The sequence below is a fragment of the Citricoccus sp. SGAir0253 genome (assembly GCF_005877055.1).
Classification (GTDB): Bacteria; Actinomycetota; Actinomycetes; order Actinomycetales; family Micrococcaceae; genus Citricoccus.
On record NZ_CP039424.1, the window covers coordinates 3,052,414 to 3,068,513 of the forward strand.

Consider the following 16,100-nt stretch of genomic DNA (forward strand, 5'->3'; position numbering starts at 1 on the left):
AGTACGGTGTCGGTCAGCTGCGGGCCGGGCCCGCCGCGGGGCCGATCCGAAATCAGGTTACTGGCCTCTAACCGAAATTGTCTATGATCGGGTCAGGACGGGATCCCGACCCGGACGACGGACCCCGCGGCACCCCGCCGCACGAGCAGGAGGACCCCATGACCGCGACCTGGCGGGCCACGCAGAAGGCCAACCGGCGCGCCGCGCTGATCCGCTCGGCCGCGCACCTGTTCGCCGAGCGCGGCTTCGCCGCCGTGTCCACCGGGGAGCTCGGCGAGGCCGTGGGCATGAGCGGGCCGGCCCTGTACAAGCACTTCCCCAGCAAGGACGCACTGCTGGCGGAGATCCTGGTGGACGTCTCGGAGCGGCTGCTGGCCGGCGGCCAGGCGATCGTGGCCGAGGACGGCCCGCCCGCCGAGGTGCTCGAGCGGCTGGTCCGGTTCCACCTCGACTTCGCCACCTCCGAACCGGACGTCATCCGGCTCCAGGACCGCGAGCTGCCCTCCCTCGCCCCCGAGGCCAACCACCGGGTGCGCCGCCTGCAGCGCGAGTACGTGCAGTCCTGGGACGGCCCGCTGGCGCGGCACCGTCCGGACCTCGACGACGACGAGCGCCAGGTCCGCCTGATGGCCACCTTCGGCCTGCTCAACTCGACCCCCCACAGCGCCGGGGGGTCGGCCCGCACGCCCGCGACGCACCTCCCGGAGGGGGCGCACGGGGCCGACGGGGCGCGCGGGTCGGACGCCGCCGACCGGCCCGGCGGGGGAGCGGGATCCGATGTCATCGACGTCCTGGCACCGATGGCCTGGCGGGCCCTGACGGGTTGACCGCCTACCCTGAGCCCATGTCCTCCTCCGCCCAGCACCGCACCGGCACATCGACGCCCCCGGGGATCCCCCGGGCGGCCACGGTCCTGCTCCTGAGACCCGGCACGGACTCGCCGACCCCCGAGGTCTTCACCATCACCCGGCACACCGCCCTGGCCTTCAGCGCGGGGGTCTCCGCCTTCCCCGGCGGCCGCGTCGACGCCGCCGACGAGCTACCGGCGGACTTCTGGGCCGGCACCGACCTGGTCGACTGGGGCCAGCGGCTGCAACTGGAACCGGAGACCGCCGGGATGGTGCTGGCCGGCGTCGTGCGCGAGACCTTCGAGGAGACGGGGGTGCTGCTGGCCCGGCACCGGGACGGCCGCCCCGTGGACGCCGCCACCCTGGCCGCGCTCCCGGACGATGCCCGCCGACGGGTGGAGGACCACGAGCTCGACTTCGCCACCCTGCTGGCCGAGCACGGCCTGCACCCGGACGCCGGCGGCCTGCGCGCCCTGTCCCGCTGGGTCACCCCGGAGGGCGAACCCCGGCGCTACGACACCTACTTCTTCCTGGCCGCCCTGCCGGACGGGCAGGAACCGGGCACCCTGTCCTTCGAGGGAGCGGACAGCCGGTGGACCACCGCGACGGCGGCCCTGGAGGACTTCCGCGCCGGCATCCACCGGCTGATGCCGCCCACCTGGGCCCAGTTCCGCGCCCTCGCAGGGGCCCCCGATCTCGACTCCGCGCTGGCCACCGGCGGCACCCTCGCACCCGTCCAGCCGACGGTCGCCAGTCGCAAGCCACGCCGGATCATCGACTTCCCCGGCCATGAGGACTTCGCCCGCGACCTGGCCGCGGGGAGTTCCGCGTCCGGCCCACCGGCGTGAGGCGCCCCGGGCTGCACCGGCCTACCGCTGCCGCGTGCCCGGGCCCGGGCCCAGGCGCAACCGGGCGCCGAGCGCCCTGGCATGCTCGGGGCACGCTCCATCGGACGCCCCACTGCTCCAGGGCCAGGGCGGTCCCAGCCGCCGTCAGCGCCTCCCCGTCGAGGCGCCCACGGGCTGGCGCCGGTACCATTCCGGTCGCCAGCGGTCGGGCAGGACGTGGCTGACGACCATCCCGACGACGATGCCCGTGAGCAGCACCGCGATGGACGCCACCTGCATCCAGGAGGAGTCCCCGGCCTGCGCCAGGCCCAGCAGCACTCCGCCGATGAGGGAGGTCCCGGAATAGACGGCCAGGGTCAGCAGCCCCCAGTGCGGCCCCCAGAGGGTGAGCGGTGGGTGGATGGCCGTCCACCCGCGCCAGCTCCCCCGATAGGCCCGCGCGCTCAGGACACCGCACCACAGTGCCGCCGGGCAGAAGATCGCCGTGATGGCGATCGCGATCACGTGGTTGTCCGACAAGCCGGCCTCCCCAGAAGTCGTCCCAGGCGTTCTCTCAGCACGGCCTCGCCGGCCCAAGGTACTCGCCAGCCATCCTGGGAACGGTCCGCCCGGGTCGCGATGGGGAGCCCTTCCCTCCGCCGGTCTCGCAGGCACGTGGACGCCCAGGCTCCCGAGCCCACGCACTGTCAATATTTCACGCCATTGCTCTGATTGCGCCCAACTATTGGGGGCAAGAAGCCGTAGAAGCGGGAAATGGTGACTTCCTGACCACGGTGAAGATGGAGTGAAATTATCCGTCGGTTCCCGCACCGCGAGGCCTCGCAGCGGTCAAGACTGGTGGTCAACGAAGCGATCCACATCACTTCGACCGCCACAGTCCACACCCGACTCGCAGGAGAGCCGCCATGGAACAGAACACCCCCGCATCCGCCGAACAGCTCCAGCACGACTGGGACCACAACCCCCGTTGGGCCACGGTCGAGCGCACCTACTCCGCCGAGGAGGTCGTGAAGCTGCGCGGCCGGGTCCAGGAGGAGCACACCCTGGCCCGCCGCGGCGCCGAGAAGCTCTGGGACCAGCTGACCGCCGAGCACGCCGAGGGCCGGTTCACCAACGCCCTGGGCGCCCTGACCGGCAACATGGCCGTCCAGCAGGTCAAGGCCGGCCTGCGCGCCATCTACCTCTCCGGCTGGCAGGTGGCCGCCGACGCGAACCTCTCCGGCCACACCTACCCGGACCAGTCCCTCTACCCGGCCAACTCCGTCCCGCAGGTGGTGCGCCGGATCAACAACGCGCTGCTGCGCGCGGACCAGATCGAGTTCTCCGAGGGCATCCAGACGGTCGAGGACTGGCTGGTGCCGATCGTGGCGGACGCGGAGGCCGGCTTCGGCGGCCCGCTCAACGCCTACGAGCTGATGAAGTCGATGATCGCCGCCGGCGCCTCGGGCGTGCACTGGGAGGACCAGCTGGCCTCCGAGAAGAAGTGCGGCCACCTGGGCGGCAAGGTGCTCATCCCCACCGGCCAGCACGTCCGGACGCTCAACGCCGCCCGGCTCGCCGCGGACGTGGCCGGCGTCCCCTCCGTCATCATCGCCCGGACCGACGCGGAGGCCGCCACCCTGATCACCTCCGACGTGGACGAGCGCGACGCGGAGTTCATCACCGGCGAGCGCACCGCCGAGGGCTTCTACAAGGTCCGCAACGGGATCGAGCCGTGCATCGCCCGTGCCAAGGCCTACGCGCCGTACTCCGACCTCATCTGGATGGAGACCGGCACGCCGGACCTGGAGCTGGCCAAGCAGTTCGCCGAGGCCGTCAAGTCCGAGTTCCCGGACCAGATGCTCTCCTACAACTGCTCGCCGTCCTTCAACTGGCGGAAGAACCTGGACGACGAGACCATCGCCAAGTTCCAGCGCGAGCTCGGCGCCATGGGCTACACCTTCCAGTTCATCACCCTGGCCGGCTTCCACGCCCTCAACCACTCCATGTTCGACCTGGCCAAGGGCTACAACGAGCGTCAGATGGCCGCCTACGTGGAGCTGCAGGAGCGCGAGTTCGCGGACGAGTCCCGCGGCTACACCGCCACCAAGCACCAGCGCGAGGTCGGCACCGGCTACTTCGACGCCATCTCCACGGCGCTGAACCCGGACGCCTCCACCCTGGCCCTGACCGGGTCCACCGAGGCCGGCCAGTTCCACTGAGCCGACCGGCCCTCGCGGCCCGTCCCCTCCGGACGCGCGGCGGGCGGCGGACCGGCCCACCGGCCGGCCGCCGCCCGCGGCGTCCCCCACCAGACACCCCCGACCAGCCGACCACCCCAAGACCCGACGCCGGCACCCCACCCGGGCCGCCGGCGTCGCCCACCACACCCCGCACCACAGCCCTGGGGCCTCTTCCCTTCCACCCACCCTGACCGCGCGGCCCGGCCGGCCGCGCACCGCGTCGCCGGCAGCGCCGCCGGCGCGCACGACTTCCCCGAGGAGACTCCCATGTACCCCACCGACCAGCCCATCACCCTCAACGGCGTGACGATCACCGGCCCCCACCTGCCGCGGCAGGAGGAGATCCTCACCCCGGACGCGCTCGACTTCCTGGTCACGCTGCACCGGCGCTTCAACGGCCGCCGGGCCGAGCTGCTGGCCCGGCGCCAGGAGACCCGCCGGCGCATCTCCGAGGGCTGGACCCCGGACTTCCTGCCGGAGACCCGCACCATCCGCGAGGACGAGTCGTGGCGCGTGGCCCCGCTCGCCCCGGGCCTGAAGGACCGCCGGGTCGAGATCACCGGGCCCGTGGACCGCAAGATGACCATCAACGCCCTGAACTCGGGGGCCAAGTGCTGGCTGGCCGACTTCGAGGACTCCTCCTCGCCCTCGTGGGAGAACATGCTGGCCGGCCAGGTGAACCTCCGGGACGCCATCCGCCGCCGGATCGACTTCACCTCGCCCGAGGGCAAGGAGTACAAGCTCGGCGGCGTGCAGCTGGTGGACCGGCCGACCATCATCGTCCGTCCCCGCGGCTGGCACCTGGACGAGGACCACCTGACGGTGGACGGCGAGCCGATGGCCGGGGCGCTCGTGGACTTCGGCCTGTACTTCTTCCACAACGCCAAGGAGCTGCTGCGCCGCGGCATCGGCCCGTACTTCTACCTGCCGAAGACGGAGAACCACCTCGAGGCCCGGCTGTGGAACTGCGTGTTCATCGTGGCCCAGGACGCCCTCGGCATCCCCCAGGGCACCGTCCGGGCGACCGTGCTGATCGAGACGATCACGGCGGCGTTCGAGATGGAGGAGATCCTCTACCAGCTGCGCAACCACGCCGCCGGGCTGAACGCCGGGCGCTGGGACTACATCTTCTCCATCATCAAGAACTTCCGGGACCGCGGCGAGGACTTCGTGCTGCCGGACCGGGCGGACGTGACCATGACCGCCCCCATGATGCGCTCCTACACCGACCAGCTGGTCCGGGCCTGCCACAAGCGCGGGGCCTCGGCGATCGGCGGCATGGCCGCCTTCATCCCGAACCGGCGCGACCCGGAGGCGAACGAGCGGGCGCTGGCCAAGGTCCGCGAGGACAAGACCCGGGAGGCCAACGACGGCTTCGACGGCTCGTGGGTGGCCCACCCGGACCTGGTGCCGGTGGCCATGGAGGTCTTCGACGCGGTGCTGGGCGACCGGCGCAACCAGATCCGCACCAACCGGCGCGAGGACGTCACCCCGGACGCCGCCGGCCTGCTCAACGTCTCGGCCACCCCGGGCGCGATCACCGAGCAGGGGGTGCGCACCAACATCGAGGTGGGCATCCGCTACGTGGAGTCCTGGCTGCGGGGCAACGGCGCCGCGGCGATCCACAACCTCATGGAGGACGCCGCCACCGCGGAGATCTCGCGCTCCCAGATCTGGCAGTGGATCAACGCCGGGTCCACCGCGCGGCTCGCCGAGGGCGGCACCCGCACCGTGACCCGCGAGTGGGTGCAGCAGCTGATGGAGGAGGAGTTCGCGGCGATCGAGCGCACCGACGGCGACCGGTTCGACGACGCCCTGGAGATCTTCGCCGGCTGCGCCCTGGCCGAGGAGTTCCCGGACTTCCTCACCCTGCCGGCCTACCGCCGGTTCCTCTCGGCGAACGCCCCGGCACGCCAGGAGCTCGCGGGCGCCACCCCGTGAGCTGACCCCACGGTCCGGGGCCACCGGGACCGCCTCCGGCTACACTGCGAATCCGGAGGCGGTACCGGTGGCCCCGTGGCGTGCCGGCCGTCCCCGACCACCCCAACAGAGGAGGATCGCATGAGCACCGAACCCGTGGACCCGGACGTGCCGGAGCAGGACCGCCAGGACGCGTCGTCGTCCCCCGAGGCGGAGAAGGACTCGAAGGGTCCGGACACCGAGCAGGGCCTGGACGAGCAGGTCGAGGAGACGTTCCCCGCCTCGGACGCCCCCGGGAACTACTGAGCGGTCCGCCGCAGTGACGGACGGGGCCCCACGGACCAGGTGGTCCGCGGGGCCCCGTCGTGTGCGCGGGCGGTGCGCGGCGGCCTGCCCGGGCCCTGCCGGGCGCCGGATCCCCGCCGGGGCTCAGTAGTTGGACGGCGGGTCGGAGGCGGGGAAGGACTCCTCCTCCCACTCGTCGGCGCGGGCGTCGTCGGCGTCGTGCCGCCTCTTGGCCTCCTCGGCCGCCCGGCGGGCCTCCTCGGCGGCGTCCCGGGCCTCCTCGGCCGCCTGGCGGGCCTCCTCGGCGGCGTCCCGCGCGTCCTGCGCGGACGCGGGATCCGGCTGCGCCCCTCCCGGAACGCCGGGGGACAGTGGTTCGGTGCTCATGGGGGTCCTCCTGCTCGGTCCTGGTGGTGCCTCGGAGGATACTCCCGCTCCCCCGCGCAGGTCAGGGCGTCATCGACCGTCCACGGGGTCCCCGCCGCCGTCCAGGGCGTCGGCGAGGAGGTCCCGGGCCTCGCCGGTCGCCGAGCGCCGGGACAGCAGCCAGGCCGCCAGCGTGGCCAGCAGCACCAGCACGGCGGCCCCGCCGGCCGTGAGGGCCAGCGAGGCCGACTGCAGCCCCGCACCGTCCGAGCGGCCCACGGCGATCCAGGCGAGTCCCCACGCCGTGGCCACGGCGGGGGCGAACCGGCCGCCGTCGTAGAGCGCCGTGGCCGTGGCCACCAGGGTGGCGGCCACCACCAGCACGGTGGCCCACGCGACGGGGCCGATCGGCGCGCCGGAGAAGCCCAGGGAACCCAGCCAGGCCGCCACGTTGGCCAGCGTGGCCACGGTGACCCAGCCCAGGTACAGCCCCTGTACGCCGTCGAGCAGGATCCGCTCCGCCCAGCGCCCGGCGGGCCCGCGGCGGGCGGGGGCCGTCGTCGCCGGCCGGACCCGGTACCGGGCGGACTCGAGCACGACCAGCACCCGGCACAGGCACGCCAGCAGCAGGACGATCACCAGCACGCTCGCCCCGAGCCAGCCGGCCTGCACGGCCCAGATCCACGCGGCGTTGAGCACGATGCCCGCCAGGACCCACGGCCGCGCGGCATCGTGCCGGGCCGAGGCCGCGGCGGGCAGGAACTGCCAGGTCCCGTAGCCGACGAAGCCCGCGTAGATCACCGACCAGATCGCGAAGGCGGGGCCGGCCGGCGCGATCCAGGTGCCGTCCTCGCTGAGCCAGCCCCCCGCCGCGGACTGGATGGGGGTGCCGCCGAGGGCCCCGGAGCCCACGAAGGTGCTGACGATGGCCAGGGCGATGACCACGGCCGTCGTCACCTGCCCGGGGCGGCGGGACAGGAAGCCCGGGCCCCCGGGACGGCGGGCGGCGGGGGCGGCCGGCGCGGCGCTCATGACCGGTCCCCGGAGGTGGCCCGGGCGGTGGCGGCCGGGGTGGCGCCGGCGCCCTCTCCGGCGCCCTCTCCGGACGGGCCGTCCCCGGCGTCGCCGCCGGGCCAGCGCCACTCCTCGAGCCCGGCCCGCTCCGCGTCCGTCAGCGCGCGGGAGGACCCGTCCGGGCCGACCATCACCATCACGGCGTCCACGGTGAACACGGGGCCGTCCCCCTGCACGCCCTGGTGGCGCAGCGTGAAGGAGCGGGTGCCCACCCGGAGCACGCCCACCCGCACCTCGAGCGGCACCCCGTAGTGGGCCGGGCGGTGGTAGTCGATGACCTGGCGGGCGACCACCCGGCCGCCCACCGCCCCGGACCCCTCGAGGGAGGCCGGGCCGTCCAGGTGCACCTGGAAGCGCACGCGCGCCTCCTCCGCGAGGGTCACGACGCGCGCGTTGTTGACGTGGCCCAGCAGGTCCTGGTCGGACCAGCGCAGGTCCAGCGGGACGGGCAGGAATCTCTCGGTCATGGGGTCCTCTCGAGGTCGGCGCCGGCACGGCCGCGGGCGGGTGCCGGCGGCGCGGCGGCCCTCCGGTGGCGGTCCGGCCGGGGCCGGGTGTCGGTCCATGGTGCTCCCACCCCGGCCCCGCCGTGGTGCTGGGGCCAGCGTACCGAGGGGGCCGGGACTAGGGCACCACCGCGCGCCGGTGGCCCACGTCCAGCACCACCGCGAGGATCCCCAGGAGCCCGACGGCGGCCCACAGGGCGCCCAGCCCCCAGGCCCGGTAGGCCACGGCGCCGGCGACGGACCCGATCGCGATGGCCGCCCACAGCGCCAGGTACCGCAGCCAGACCACCCGGTTGCCACCGGTCAGCGCGAGGGCCAGGTGCTGGCCGGTCTTCACGAGGGTGCCGGTCATGTACGTGAGCCCCACGGTGACCTCGCCGCCCCGGGTGAAGGTCCCGTTCACGGCGCCCATCCCGGCGGCCACCGCCGGCGGCACGGCCGGCCCCAGGCCCGGCACGAGGGACAGGACGGCGGCCAGCAGCACGAAGCCCAGGGAGACCCAGACGGCCGTGGAGCGGGGGCCGGAGGGCTCGGGACGGGCGGACCGGGCCGAGCGCACGTGCACGGCGAGCGCGGAGGCCACCACGCCCACCACGAAGGAGAGGACCAGGCCCATCGCCTTGGCCCAGCCGAGCGGGTCGCCGGTGGCCAGGTCCGCCCCGGCCCGGGTGGAGTTACCGGACATGAAGGAGACGAAGTAGCCGCCCAGGTGGATGAACGCGAGGCCGTCCACGAAGCCGGCCGTCGCGGTCAGGGCAGCGGCCAGCAGCCCCTGCCGGGGCGTGAGTGATCCGGCCACCGCAGGGCTCCTCTCCCCGGTGGGCCCACCGGCCCGCTCCTCCGCCGTCGACTCGACTTTAGCGGCCCGAGGTGGGTTAGATGAGGACAAGCGAGGGAACAACGAGAGGACGTACCGTGCCCATCAAGGACCCGATCGACGCGACATTGGCCATCGCCGACGCCCCGGCACCGGACAGTGACCGCAAGCCGGACAGCCCGCCCAAGTTGACGGGGTCGAGCCGGAAGTACGCGTTCCGGAGGGCGCTCAAGGAATTCGGCTCGGACGGCGGCACGGACCTGGCGGCCATGCTGACCTACTACACGGTGCTGTCCCTGGCCCCGGCCCTGCTGGCGATCTTCTCGATCATCACGCTCGTGCTGGCCAACAATGCCGAGACCGTCACCACCCTGGTGGACGACCTGGTCAAGCGGTACGTCCCCGCGGACTACCAGGGCCTGGTGGTGAACCTCGTCGAGACCATGACCAGCTCGGCCGGCGGGGGCGTGATCGCGCTGGTCATCGGTATCGCCACGGCCCTGTGGTCGTCCTCGGCCTACGTCAAGGCCTTCTCCCGCTGCATGAACACCATCTACGGGGTCGAGGAGGGCCGCGGCTTCGTCAAGCAGGTGGTGACCATGCTGCTGGTGACCCTGGTGCTGCTGGTCGGCGTGGTGCTGATCCTCGTCTCGATCGCGCTGAACCAGTCCCTGGTGTCCGGGGTCCTGGGCCCCATCGCCGAGCCGCTCGGGTTCGGCGGCGCCCTGAACTTCCTCACGCAGACCTTCCTGCCGATCTGGGCGTGGGTGAAGTGGCCCGTGATCCTCGTGGCGGTGGTCGTCATGATCGCCGTGCTGTACTACTTCACCCCGGTCGTGAAGCAGCCGAAGTTCACCTGGATCAGCATCGGCGCGGTCGTGGCGATCGTCGGCATCGCGATCGCCGGCGTCGCCCTGTACATCTACTTCAGCTTCTTCGCCGGCTACAGCTCCTACGGCGCCATCGGCACCGTCATGGCCCTGCTGTTCGCCCTGTGGGTGTTCAACATCGTGCTGCTGCTGGGCGCCGAGATCGACGCCGAGATGGAGCGCGCCCGCCAGCTGCAGGCCGGCATCACGGCCGAGGAGATGATCCAGCTGCCGCCGCGCAGCACGGCCAAGGTGGAGAAGGCCCGGGTGGCCCGGGACAAGCTCGAGGCCGACGGCCGGGTGCTGCGCCTGTCCACCCCGGACACCGTCCGGGACGGCGACCACTCCTGATCCGGGCCCTCGGCGGTGCGGGCGGGACTGGTGGGCCAGTCCTGCCCGCACCGCCTGGACAGGTATCAGCCCCTCGCGTCCGACGTGGTCGGAAGGGCCTGCGAGCGCCAGCCGAGACCTTCCCGGCCCAGAACGCGGCTCACACCTTCGACTTGCGGTACCCGGCGGCGATCGCCGCGGCCTCCGACGCGAAGCAATTGCGGGAGTTCGTCTGCCCGTAGTGACGCTGACCGGGGACGTGGTAGATCATCGAGTTGTCGTTGCCCTTGATCGGGTGCGACGACGGGCACTGTCCACCGCTGCCGCCGACGGCCGGTCCACCGCCCGGCGCCGCCGGCGGGGCCGGGGCCTGGCGCTGCTGCCGCTGCTGCTCCGCCTGGCGGGCGGCCTCCCGGCGCTGGGCCTCCTCGCGGGCCGCCGCGGCCTGCTCCGCCTGCTGGGCCGCCGACTGGCGCTCGGCCTCGGCTCGGCGCGCGGCCTCACGCTCGGCCTCGGCCTGGCGGGCTGCCTCGCGGGCCGCCGCGGCCTGCCGCGCCTCCTCCGCCTGGCGCGCTTCCTCGGCCTTCCGGGCGGCCTCCGCCTGCCGCTCGGCCTCCGCCTTGCGCTCAGCGGCCGCCTTGCGCTCAGCCGCGGCCTTCCGCTTCGCCTCCGCCTGGCGCTTGGCCTCCGCAGCAGCCCGGCGTTCGGCCTCCTTGATCGACTCCTGCTCGGCCCTCAGGCCATCGCGGTACTCGACGGCGGCCGGCAGGGCCGTGTCCAGGCGGGCGCGGATCGAGGGTGCGGTGGAGGCATAGGCCTTCTGCAGCACCACGTGCGCGCCCGAGCCCGCGAGGTCCAGGGCGCCCTCGAGCGCCTGGCCCGCGGCGATCACCGGCCCGGCCGCCGCCAGGGCTCCCGCCACCCCGGCGGCGTCCGCGGGGATCGCGGCGGGCAGGTCCTCGAGCGGCGGCAGGGCGTCCTGCGCCATGCCGGGAAGCGTGCAGTCCACGGCCGGGTCGTGCAGTCCCTCGCCGGCCTCCTCGGCCCGCTGCTGGGCCTCCAGCACCTCGTCGTAGAAGCGCTCGTTCGGTTCGTACAGCACGGCCACGCCGAGGCCGGCCGCGGCGATATCCGCGTTGACGAGCGAGTCGTCCTTGTACACCCCGGCCAGGGTGCGGCCATAGCGGTCGGTGCGCTCGACGTCGTAGGCCAGCTCGATCCGGTCCCCGGGCGCCAGCAGCCCCTCCAGGAACTCCGTGGCCTCGGCCCCGAGGCACTGCACCGGCTTCTGCGGGTGCTTCGTCTCCGGGGTGTCCACGTTGAGCAGCCGGATCCGCTGCGTGCCGCCCCCGAGCCGAGCGTCGACGGTGTCCCCGTCGATCACGCGGACCACCGTCGCCGCGTCGCGCTCCTCCCCGCCGGACTGGGCGACGGCCACCGCGACCACTCCGCCGACCACCATCCCCGAGACGACGACGCCCGCGACCACCTTGGCCGCCACGGACCCCAGTGCACCAGAACCTGCCATGACTCTCCCTCGAACCTGCCCCCACCGTGATGACGAGATGAAGCGTACGGCCGCCGCGGCCACCCCGGCGCCGGCCCGTCGCGCCTCGTCACAGAGGCAATGCCGCCCCGCGCCCCCTGGGTGGAGAATGGGTCCATGGCCGAGACCGCGACCCCGCCCGCACAGCCCGCCGAACCCGCCCGGACCACCGCCCAGAAGCTGTTCATCAGGCCCGGGGACACCCTGTTCCTCGGCGGCGGGCACCAGGGCCTGCACGCCCTCCTGGACCCGCTGCCCGAGGACGTCCTCGTGACGCAGGACATCGGGGCGGCGACCGCCGTCGTGCTCTTCGCCCAGGACCAGCGCTCGCTGGACGGCGTGCTGGACGACTGGCTCGAGCCGGCCCTGGGCGCCCGCGTGCTGTGGATCGGTTACCCCAAGGGCGGCCGCTCGGACCTGTCCCGGGACACCATCTGGGCGGACCTGCAGCGGCGCGGACAGGCCCTCAACGGCAACGTCGCCCTGTCCGGGGAATGGTCCTCCGTGCGCGTGCGGACCACCCCCGCCTAGTCCCCGCGGTCCCGCCCGCCGCGGGCCCGCGGCCACCGTCGCCTCGTAGACTGGCCCCAGCGGGCCGGCACCCGCCGGCCGGAAGCTGAGACGACAGGGAACCGTACCCATGCGCCGAATGTCCGACCCCGCGTACCTCACCGACGCCCGGAACCACCTGCACGGCGAGCACATCGCCCCGATCACCGAGCTCTGCCAGTCCCTCGAGGACCCCGCCAAGGGACCCGTGCCCTACCTCGACCCCGCCTACGACGTGGACGAGGCGCGGATCCTCGTGCTCACCGCGGCCCCGGGCGAGGGCACCGCCTCCGGTTTCCTCTCCCACGAGAACGACGACGACGCCTCCGAGCGCCTGGACCGCGTCCTGCGCTCCGCCGGGCTCGCCCCGCGGTTCACCATCCCCTGGACGGTGCACCCCTGGACCCAGGAGGGCTACGCCCTCAACCTCACGCGGGACCAGATCACCGCGGGGCTGAAGCCGTTCAAGCGCTTCCTCAAGCAGGTCCCCCGCGTGGTGGCCATCATGGCCCACGGCGGGGAGGCCCAGAAGCTCCTGAAGGCCTTCTCCGGCACGATCGGGGGGACCGTCCTGGAGGAGAAGGCGATCCGCGTCTTCGCGCTGCCCGCCGTCCACGCCCAGGGCGGCGGCCGCAAGGCGGCCCCGGAGGAGGTCGAGGAGCAGATGGTGGAGGCGTACGGCCAGGCCATGCGGCTGTGCGGGGTCCGGCCGGTCACCACCGACGCCTGACGCCCCCGGACACGGGAAGACCCCGGGGGCCGTGGCCCCCGGGGTCTTCCACCGGAACGGTCGTCGGCGCCGGACGGCGCCGCGGCGCACTCAGGCGCGCAGGTGCTCCGGGGTCTCCTCGGACACCGGGTCCAGCACGAAGTCGTAGTTGACCTCCTTGCCGTGGCCGTCCGAGGCGTCCTGCGGGTCCAGGATCAGCTCGGGCTTGACGGCCGAGGCGATGTCGTCGTCATTGTGCTCGTCACCCGGGAAGTACAGCTGGGCGGTGAGCAGCTCGTGGCCGGGGGCCGAGACCTTCAGGTGCAGGTGGGCCGGGCGCCAGGCGTGCCAGCCGGCGGCGGCGATCAGCTGGCCGCAGGCGCCGTCGGTCGGGATCTGGTACGGCGCGGGCTGGATCGTGTCGATCGCGAAGTGGCCCTCCTCATCGGCGATGAAGGTGCCGCGCAGGTTCCACTCCGGCAGGTTCGGGGCGAACTGCGAGTAGAAGCCGTCCTCGTCGGCGTGCCACAGCTCGATCTTGGCGTTCGGCAGGGCCTTGCCGTCGGTCCCGCGGACCTGGCCCTGGAAGAGCAGGCGGGTGCCCTTCTCGTCCGGACGCTGGGAGATCTTGGCCGGGGCGCCCTTGCCGGTCTGCTGGGACGGGGAGTCCGGGATGTAGTACGGGCCCTCGATGGAGCCCTTGTTGCCGTCGCGGTGCTCCGTGGCGACCTCCTCCACGGAGTGCTCCAGCCACACGTCCAGGAACAGCGGCCACTCGCCGTCCTCGCCGACCTTGATCAGCCACGCCTTGAGGGCGTTGAACTCGGGGTAGGTGACCTTCTTCTCCAGGATGATGTCGTTGGCGGCCTTGACGAGGGCCGAGGCCAGCTCGTTGACGCGGGCCTGGTCGGCCTGGACGGCGGCCGTCTTGCCGGACTGGCGGAAGCGGTCGGTGGCGGCGGCGCCGGAGGCGGCAGCGGTGGCCTGTTCGGTCGGGGTCATGATTACCTCTCTCGGTTTGGTTGGGGATTCAAGAAAGTGAGGCCGTGTTGACGGTCACATTTGTTGCGGTCAGCCTATGGATGACACGGGCCGAGCGGAATGTCGCGTTTCAGTGGTATTGAGACGCGATGCATCCGAATGACTCGGACTAGGCATCCGTCCGGTACCGCGCCAGCTTCTCCTCGTCGATCTCCGCCCCCACGCCCGGCACGTCGCGTACCGCGATGCAGCCGCCGACGATGGAGAGGGGGTCGGCCAGGAGATCGTCGCTCATGTCGAGGAAGTTGGACAGCTCTCCCGCGCGGCGGGAGCTGGCCTCGTGGGCGGCGCCGAAGGTGACGGTGGCCAGCGAGCCGACCTGCGTGTCGATCTGGTTGCCCATCGTCACGTCCACCCCGAGCCCGGTGCACAGCCCCAGGATCTCGGTGGCCTCGGTGAACCCGGAGCGCGCGGTCTTGATGCAGATGGCGTTGCAGCCACCGGACAGCAGCTCCCGCGAGGCGTCACCGGCGGTGGGCACGGACTCGTCGCCCACCACCGGGATCGGGGACTTCTCCACGAGCCGGCGCCGGCTCATGGCCTCCTTGGCGTCGCACGGCTCCTCCAGCAGCGTCAGGCCGAGCCCCTCGGTCCCGCGCAGCACCTCCATCGCCTCGTTGGCGGTCCAGCCGCGGTTGGCGTCGAGGTAGAGCTCCACGTCCTCGCCGAGCCCCTCGCGCAGCACGTGGCACGCCTCGATGTCCAGGGCGAGCGGCCGCCGGCCGACCTTGAGCTTGAAGGTGGTGATGCCGTACTCCTCGCCGAAGCGCAGGGCCTCGTCCAGCAGCTCCTGGGCGGGCCGGAAGCCGAGCATGTGGCTCACGCGCATCGAGTCCGTCCAGCCGCCGAGCATCTTGTGCACCGGCATCCCGAGCGCCTTGCCGGCCAGGTCCCACAGCGCGATGTCCACGGTGCCCTTGGCCACCTGGTTGTGGATGGTCCGGCGCATCACCGCGTGGGCCTTCTCCCGGTCGAACGGGTCCAGGCCGATCAGCTGGGGCGCGAAGACCTCCTCCACCACGTTCTTGATGGAGACCTGGGTCTCGCCGTAGGTGTACGGCCGCGGCGGGGCGTCGGCCACGCCCGTGACGCCCTCGTCCGTGTGGATCCGCACCAGCACGTGGTCGGCGGTCTCCACCGCACCCGAGGCGAACTTCAGCGGGTGGGTGTAGGGGATGGCATACGGAATGGCCTCGATGCCGGTGATCTTCATGGAGCCTCCTGGGCGATGGGGGGTGCGGTGTCGGCGGGGGACGGCCGCCGGCGGACCTGCTCGACGGCGCGGTGGGCCAATGAGCGGAAGCCCGGTAGGAGCAGGGACCGGCTGCCGCGCTTCCAGGCCAGCGCCAGCCCCACCTCCGGGCTCTCGGCCAGTTCGCGGTAGGCGACGGGCCACGCGGCGGCCCGGCGGGCGCCGTCCGGAACGAGGGCCAGGCCCATGCCGGCCCCGACGAAGGCCAGCAGCGTGGAGGTCTCGGTGGCCTCCTGCACCACGCGCGGGCTGAAGCCCGCCCGGCGGCAGGCCTCGCGGGAGATGGTGGCGACGGCGGAGGCCTGCGGGTAGCTGACGAAGTCCTCCCCCGCGAGCTCCGCCAGGTCCACGGGCCCCTCGCCCGCGGCCAGCCGGTGCCCGGCGGGCAGGGCGACGAGCAGGGAGTCGCCCTCGAGGGCGTCGAGGGTGACCTCGGGGGACTGCACCGGCGGCCGCAGCACCGCCACGTCCAGGCGGTTCTCCAGCAGCCCCTGCTCGATGTTGGGCGTGAGCATCTCCCCCATGACGTGCAGGCGCACGCCGGGCAGCTCGCGGCGCGCGAGCTGCACGACCGCCGGCATGACCCGGTAGGTGGCGGAGCCCACGAAGCCCACGCGCAGCACGCCGGCCGCCCCCGCCCCGACCTCGCGCACGTCCTTCTCGAGGGACTCCACGTCGGCCAGGATCTGGCGGGCCCGTTCCAGCATCAGCCGGCCGGCCTCGGTGAGGTCCACCTTGCGCGTGGTGCGCTCGAGCAGCTGGGTGCCCAGCCCGGCCTCGAGCTGCTTGATCTGCTGGGACAGCGGCGGCTGGGCCATGTGCAGCCGCTCGGCGGCCCGGCCGAAGTGGCGCTCCTCGGCGACCGCCACGAAGTAACGCATCTGGCGCAGGTCCATGGCGCCTCCCTTCGTCTGCCGG

At 73.2% G+C, this 16,100-nt stretch carries 17 protein-coding genes; 8 read left to right on the plus strand and 9 right to left on the minus strand.

Going from position 1 to position 16,100, the window contains the following annotated elements:
- The first annotated feature begins 158 nt into the window (after positions 1-158).
- Together E7744_RS13320 and E7744_RS13325 are read left to right on the plus strand one after the other, a co-directional pair.
- The gene (locus tag E7744_RS13320) at positions 159-827 is read left to right on the plus strand and encodes a TetR/AcrR family transcriptional regulator (protein WP_137774537.1); all 669 of its coding nucleotides are present in this window, start codon (positions 159-161) and stop codon (positions 825-827) included.
- 17 nt (positions 828-844) lie between these two features.
- Entirely contained in the window at positions 845-1,696 is an 852-nt protein-coding gene (locus E7744_RS13325; protein ID WP_137774538.1) for an NUDIX hydrolase, read from the plus strand.
- 144 nt (positions 1,697-1,840) lie between these two features.
- Here E7744_RS13325 and E7744_RS13330 read toward each other — a convergent pair whose 3' ends face one another.
- Positions 1,841-2,215, minus strand: coding sequence for a hypothetical protein (locus E7744_RS13330; RefSeq protein ID WP_137774539.1), 375 nt, complete (start codon positions 2,213-2,215; stop codon positions 1,841-1,843).
- A 386-nt stretch (positions 2,216-2,601) separates the two neighbouring features.
- On the opposite strand from E7744_RS13330, the gene aceA reads away from it, so the two are divergent.
- The 3 genes from aceA to E7744_RS15870 all read left to right on the plus strand — a co-directional run bounded on the left by aceA (position 2,602) and on the right by E7744_RS15870 (position 6,144).
- Complete coding sequence (gene aceA / locus E7744_RS13335; protein WP_137774540.1) at positions 2,602-3,897, plus strand: isocitrate lyase; 1,296 nt, start codon at positions 2,602-2,604, stop codon at positions 3,895-3,897.
- A 288-nt stretch (positions 3,898-4,185) separates the two neighbouring features.
- A complete protein-coding gene (gene aceB / locus E7744_RS13340) occupies positions 4,186-5,859 on the plus strand; it encodes a malate synthase A (RefSeq protein ID WP_137774541.1) in 1,674 nt (557 codons plus the stop codon).
- 120 nt (positions 5,860-5,979) lie between these two features.
- Positions 5,980-6,144, plus strand: coding sequence for a hypothetical protein (locus E7744_RS15870; protein ID WP_168199825.1), 165 nt, complete (start codon positions 5,980-5,982; stop codon positions 6,142-6,144).
- 123 nt (positions 6,145-6,267) lie between these two features.
- Here the strand turns inward: E7744_RS15870 and E7744_RS13345 are convergent, their stop codons facing one another.
- The 4 genes from E7744_RS13345 to E7744_RS13360 all read right to left on the minus strand — a co-directional run bounded on the left by E7744_RS13345 (position 6,268) and on the right by E7744_RS13360 (position 8,868).
- On the minus strand, positions 6,268-6,510 hold the full coding sequence (locus E7744_RS13345; RefSeq protein WP_137774542.1) for a hypothetical protein: 243 nt from the start codon (positions 6,508-6,510) through the stop codon (positions 6,268-6,270).
- A gap of 69 nt (positions 6,511-6,579) precedes the next feature.
- Positions 6,580-7,521, minus strand: a complete 942-nt coding sequence (locus tag E7744_RS13350) for a tryptophan-rich sensory protein (protein ID WP_246858454.1) — start codon at positions 7,519-7,521, stop codon at positions 6,580-6,582.
- Positions 7,518-8,030 (minus strand): thioesterase family protein, encoded by a 513-nt coding sequence (locus E7744_RS13355; RefSeq protein ID WP_137774543.1) that lies wholly within the window; start codon positions 8,028-8,030, stop codon positions 7,518-7,520. The genes E7744_RS13350 and E7744_RS13355 overlap by 4 nt, the downstream gene beginning before the upstream one ends.
- Before the next feature lie 157 nt (positions 8,031-8,187).
- On the minus strand, positions 8,188-8,868 hold the full coding sequence (locus tag E7744_RS13360) for a YoaK family protein (protein ID WP_246858455.1): 681 nt from the start codon (positions 8,866-8,868) through the stop codon (positions 8,188-8,190).
- Positions 8,869-8,984: 116 nt separating this feature from the next.
- On the opposite strand from E7744_RS13360, the gene E7744_RS13365 reads away from it, so the two are divergent.
- Positions 8,985-10,106: a YihY/virulence factor BrkB family protein gene (locus E7744_RS13365; protein ID WP_137774544.1), complete on the plus strand. Its 1,122-nt coding sequence runs from the start codon at positions 8,985-8,987 to the stop codon at positions 10,104-10,106.
- 139 nt (positions 10,107-10,245) lie between these two features.
- Here the strand turns inward: E7744_RS13365 and E7744_RS13370 are convergent, their stop codons facing one another.
- The gene (locus E7744_RS13370; RefSeq protein ID WP_137774545.1) at positions 10,246-11,613 is read right to left on the minus strand and encodes a thermonuclease family protein; all 1,368 of its coding nucleotides are present in this window, start codon (positions 11,611-11,613) and stop codon (positions 10,246-10,248) included.
- Positions 11,614-11,748: 135 nt separating this feature from the next.
- Between E7744_RS13370 and E7744_RS13375 the strand changes: the two genes are divergently transcribed.
- Together E7744_RS13375 and E7744_RS13380 are read left to right on the plus strand one after the other, a co-directional pair.
- Positions 11,749-12,162, plus strand: coding sequence for a DUF3052 domain-containing protein (locus E7744_RS13375; RefSeq protein ID WP_137774546.1), 414 nt, complete (start codon positions 11,749-11,751; stop codon positions 12,160-12,162).
- Between the two features lie 118 nt (positions 12,163-12,280).
- On the plus strand, positions 12,281-12,910 hold the full coding sequence (locus E7744_RS13380; protein ID WP_168199826.1) for a uracil-DNA glycosylase: 630 nt from the start codon (positions 12,281-12,283) through the stop codon (positions 12,908-12,910).
- Positions 12,911-13,000: 90 nt separating this feature from the next.
- On the opposite strand, the gene catA is transcribed toward E7744_RS13380, so the two are convergent.
- The 3 genes from catA to E7744_RS13395 all read right to left on the minus strand — a co-directional run bounded on the left by catA (position 13,001) and on the right by E7744_RS13395 (position 16,078).
- Positions 13,001-13,891, minus strand: a complete 891-nt coding sequence (gene catA / locus E7744_RS13385) for a catechol 1,2-dioxygenase (RefSeq protein WP_137774548.1) — start codon at positions 13,889-13,891, stop codon at positions 13,001-13,003.
- A 148-nt stretch (positions 13,892-14,039) separates the two neighbouring features.
- Entirely contained in the window at positions 14,040-15,143 is a 1,104-nt protein-coding gene (locus E7744_RS13390) for a mandelate racemase/muconate lactonizing enzyme family protein (protein ID WP_137774549.1), read from the minus strand.
- Positions 15,140-16,078: a LysR substrate-binding domain-containing protein gene (locus tag E7744_RS13395; protein ID WP_137774550.1), complete on the minus strand. Its 939-nt coding sequence runs from the start codon at positions 16,076-16,078 to the stop codon at positions 15,140-15,142. Before E7744_RS13395 ends, E7744_RS13390 begins: the two co-directional genes overlap by 4 nt.
- Positions 16,079-16,100: the final 22 nt, after the last annotated feature.